We start from the raw sequence: 4,364 nt of genomic DNA, 5'->3' as shown, positions 1-4,364 counted from the left end.
TCCGATCTGCTGCAATCCAGAAGGGCATCCCGCCCTCGGAATGGACCAAGTCGAATATCGCCTACATGCGCACCCAGCTCAAGCAGCTCGGCTTCGGCTATGACTGGGACCGCGAGCTCGCGACCTGCGATCCGGACTATTACCGCTGGGAGCAATGGCTCTTCACGCGTCTAATGGAGAAGGGGCTGGTCTATCGCTCGCAGGCGACGGTCAACTGGGACCCGATCGACCAGACGGTACTCGCCAACGAGCAGGTCATCGACGGCAAGGGGTGGCGCTCGGGCGCGCCGGTGGAGAAGCGTGAGATCCAGCAATGGTTCGTGCGCATCACCGACTATGCCCAGGAGCTGCTGGACGCGCTCGACGGCCTGGACGGTTGGCCCGAGCAGGTGCGCACCATGCAGCGCAACTGGATCGGGCGCTCCGAAGGTGTCGAGATGCGCTTCGGGATCGAGGGCTCGGACGAGACGTTGGAGATCTACACGACCCGTCCGGATACGCTCATGGGCGTGACCTATGTGGCCGTCGCCGCCGAGCATCCGCTCGCGCGACGTGCCGCCGAGGATCAGCCGGCACTCGCTGCCTTCATCGAGGAGTGCCGTAAAGGCGGGACCTCCGAGGCCGAGATCGAGACGATGGAGAAGAAGGGCCATCCGCTCGGCCTGAATGCCCTGCATCCGGTCACCGGCGAGGCCGTCCCGATCTTCGCCGCGAATTTCGTGCTGATGGGTTACGGCACCGGTGCGGTGATGGCGGTCCCGGCGCATGACGAGCGCGATTTCCATTTCGCGCACAAATACGGCATCCCGATCCGGCCCGTGATCGTGCCCGAGGATTGGAAAGATCTGGCGATGGAGGTGACGTCCGCTGACGGCACACCTGCGGAAAGCCGCCCGGTCGTTGCGGTGCTCGGAGACGCGTCACGAGTCCCCTTGGATTGGTCGCACTGGGATGCGCGTTTCGAACAAAAAGGCGTTCTCATCAACTCCGGCCCTTTCTCGACCTTGACCAGTGCCGACGCCTTCGAATCCATCGCGACCTGGCTGACGGAGCACGAAAAGGGCCGCAAGCGCGTGAACTTCAGGCTGCGCGACTGGGGCGTCTCGCGCCAACGCTATTGGGGCTGCCCCATCCCGGTGGTGAACGGCCCCGACGGGGGTCTGCGCCCCGAGACCGACCTGCCGGTGCGTCTGCCCGAGAGCGTCGTCGTCGACGGCTCGGGCTCGCCGCTCAAAAAGATGCCCTCCTTCTCGGATCTCCCCGGCGGGGAAATCCGCGAGACCGACACCTTCGATACCTTCTTCGAGTCGAGCTGGTACTACGCCCGTTATTGCTCGGCCGATTGCGACACGGCCATGCTCGACGAGCGGGCACGCTATTGGCTCCCGGTCGATCAGTACGTCGGCGGGATCGAGCACGCCATCCTACATCTGCTCTATGCGCGCTTCTTCCACAAGCTGATGCGCGACGAGGGCTTGGTTGGCTGCGACGAGCCCTTTGCCCGGCTCTTGACCCAAGGGATGGTGGTCGCCGAGACCTGGTATCGCGAGGACCCGGACGGGCGCAAGCAGTGGATCAATCCTGCGGAGGTCGAGACCGAGCGCGACGAGAAGGGCCGTTTGGTGCGCGCCTGGCTCACGGCCGACGGTCTGCCGGTCACCTTCGGCGGCATCGAGAAGATGTCGAAATCCAAGAACAACGGCGTCGACCCGCAGGTCCTGACCGAGCGCTACGGTGCCGATACGGTGCGGCTCTACACCATGTTTACCTCCCCGCCGGAGCAGTCGCTGGAATGGAACGACGAGGGGGTCGAGGGCGCCTTCCGTTTCCTCAAGCGGCTCTGGTGGCTGGCGACGACCGAGGCGCAGACCATCCGCGGCGCAGGCGATCCGCCGGTGAGCGATCTCGACGAGGCGGCCGGCGAGGCGAGGCGCGAGATCCATGGCGTGCTCAAAAAGGCGCGATTCGATTACGAGCGTCAGCAGTTCAACACCGTCGTTTCCGGCTGCATGACCCTGGTCAACGTCCTCTACAAGCTCGACCCGGATTCGCCCGCCCGCGGTTCCATTTTGCGGGAAGGTCTGGCGATCGTGCTGCGTCTTCTCGCGCCGATCGCGCCCCACATCACCCATCACCTGTGGCGCGAGCTGGGGTTCGGCGAGGACATCCTCGGCTCGACCTGGCCCGAGGTCGACGCCGATGCCTTGGTGCAGTCGATGATCGACTACGTGGTTCAGGTCAACGGGAAACTGCGCGATAGCGTGAAGGTCCCCGCGGACGCGGATCGTGCGTCCATCGAGGCCGCCGCGCTGGCGAGCGAGAACGCACGACGTTTCATCGGCGATGCTACCGTGCGCAAGGTCATCGTCGTCCCGAACAAGCTCGTCAACATCGTCGCCAACTGATGCCGATGCTCCCCGCAGCCCAATCCGAGATGCGCGCTCAAACCCCGGCCGGTGTGCAGGTGGATAGCCCGTCGCGGGTCTGCGCCGTGGTGTGGGGCCGAGCCGCCCTTCTCCTGATTCTGGGCCTGATCTGTCTTGCTCAGCTCGGCTGCGGTTTTCGTCTGCGGGGCGTCGTGGAGATCCCGGCCGAGCTGAATCCGGTCTACATTCAGGCCGCCGGCAACTCGCCGGTACGCGACGCCCTCATCGATCAGCTCGCGGGCAGCGACGTCGCCCTGGCGGAAACGGCGGGCGAGGCGAAGCTGATCCTGCGCATCCTCTCGGAGAGTCGGTATTCGCAGGTGGTGGCCGTCGACTCGGGCGGTCGGGTCCTTGCCTACGAGCTTCACTATCTGGTGAGCTACGACGCCGTCACGCCCGACGGGGCTCAGAAGGTGCCGGGCCAGTCGCTCGATCTGATACGCAACTTCGATAATCCCGACGTGGAGGTCCTCGGCAAACAGCTCGAAGAGGCGCTGATCTATCAGGATTTCGCGCGCGACGCCGCGGATCGGATCCTGATGCGTCTGCGGGTGACCCTGATCTGACTGGCTCGAACCTCGAAACCATGCGCCTGCGCTTCAACCAGCTCCAAGATGCCTTGTCCCGCGGTCTGGCGCCTCTGTACCTGGTCTGCGGCGACGAGCCCTACCAGCTCGGCGAGGCGGCGGGTCTGATCCGCGAGGCGGCCCGTCGTCAGGGTTTCGCCGAGCGTGAGGTCCTGGATCAGGACGCCGCATTCGACTGGCATGCCCTGGCCGCCTCCGCCGATGCCATGTCGCTCTTTTCCTCGCGCAAGCTGATCGAGCTGCGCATCGGCACGGCGAAGCTCGGCAAGGACGGGGGTGCTGCGGTGCGCGCCTATTGCGATCGGCCCTGTCCGGACAACCTGCTGCTGATCATCGCGCCCGAGCTGGATCGCAAGGAGTTGCAGAGTCAGTGGGCGAAGCGGCTCGAATCGGTCGGTGCACTGGTGCAGGTCTGGCCCCTGAAGGGGCGCGAGCTGGTGCAGTGGCTCGGGCAGCGTCTGCAGTCTGTCGGACTGCAGCCGGGGCCGGGTGTGGCCGAGTTGCTCGCCGAGCGTGCCGAAGGCAACCTGTTGGCGGCGGTGCAGGAGATCGAGAAGCAGCGTCTGCTGCGTGATCCGGGGCCGCTCGCGCTCGCCGATCTGCTCGGGAATCTCGCCGACAGTGCCCGCTTCGACCTTTTTTCGCTGACCGACGCGGCCTTGTCGGGAGACCGCGCCCGCACCCAGCGGGTGCTCTCGGTCCTGCGCGCCGAAGGAACCGCCGATGTCCTGGTGCTCTGGGTCTTGGCACGGGAGCTTCGGACCCTGGCCGAAGCAGCCGGGGCGCGGGCGGGCGGCGCGCGTGGGCCGGGTGCGGGGGATGCGCGGATGCCGCCGCAACGTCTTCAGGCGATGGAACGCGCCCTGTCGCGTCTCTCGCCGACCCTGCTGCGCGCGCTGCTCCATCAGTGCTCACTGGTGGATCAGTCGATCAAGGGGCTCGCCGCCGGCGATCCCTGGCACCGCTTGGCCGTGGTCGCCGATGCCTTGGCTGCCGGCGGTTTTCGCGCGGGTCGGCCGATCCCGCAGCGCTGAAACGCGTTCAACCGGGTCTTCCCGGTGTTCGCGCAGGGACTGCTTCTGTCTGATCGATCGCCGCTTTTCGAGTCCTTTTTCGGCCTCATTCCGCCTATACAGACCAGAGGCGGCGTCTTACACTGACCCCAAATGACTCGCCTTAAACCGCGTCCAGAGCGAAATGCTCATTTTCGAGCGAGCTCGACGTTTGGTGCATCCACAACCCTTAGCGGGGACGCGATTTAGAATGATCTATGCCTTAAATCTTCTAAACCGCGCCGGCTCCAACGGCCGTCAAGTCTGCCGGGACCGATCCCACCCAATCACATCGCATA

Annotated in this window: 3 protein-coding genes; all 3 read left to right on the top strand. The window is 65.4% G+C overall.

The window, feature by feature from the left end; genetic code table 11:
* The coding region (gene leuS / locus GPT33_RS17235; RefSeq protein ID WP_296811455.1) for a leucine--tRNA ligase at positions 1 to 2,405 on the top strand (2,405 nt) is incomplete at its 5' end.
* Positions 2,405 to 2,992, top strand: coding sequence for an LPS assembly lipoprotein LptE (gene lptE / locus GPT33_RS17230; RefSeq protein ID WP_296811451.1), 588 nt, complete (start codon positions 2,405 to 2,407; stop codon positions 2,990 to 2,992). The genes leuS and lptE, both read left to right, overlap by 1 nt.
* A 20-nt stretch (positions 2,993 to 3,012) precedes the next feature.
* Complete coding sequence (gene holA / locus GPT33_RS17225) at positions 3,013 to 4,047, top strand: DNA polymerase III subunit delta (RefSeq protein WP_296811448.1); 1,035 nt, start codon at positions 3,013 to 3,015, stop codon at positions 4,045 to 4,047.
* The last annotated feature ends 317 nt before the right edge of the window (positions 4,048 to 4,364 follow it).

Source organism: Thiocapsa sp. (assembly GCF_011390875.1).
Taxonomy (GTDB): domain Bacteria; phylum Pseudomonadota; class Gammaproteobacteria; order Chromatiales; family Chromatiaceae; genus Thiocapsa.
This window is presented reverse-complemented; position numbering and strand designations above follow the sequence as displayed.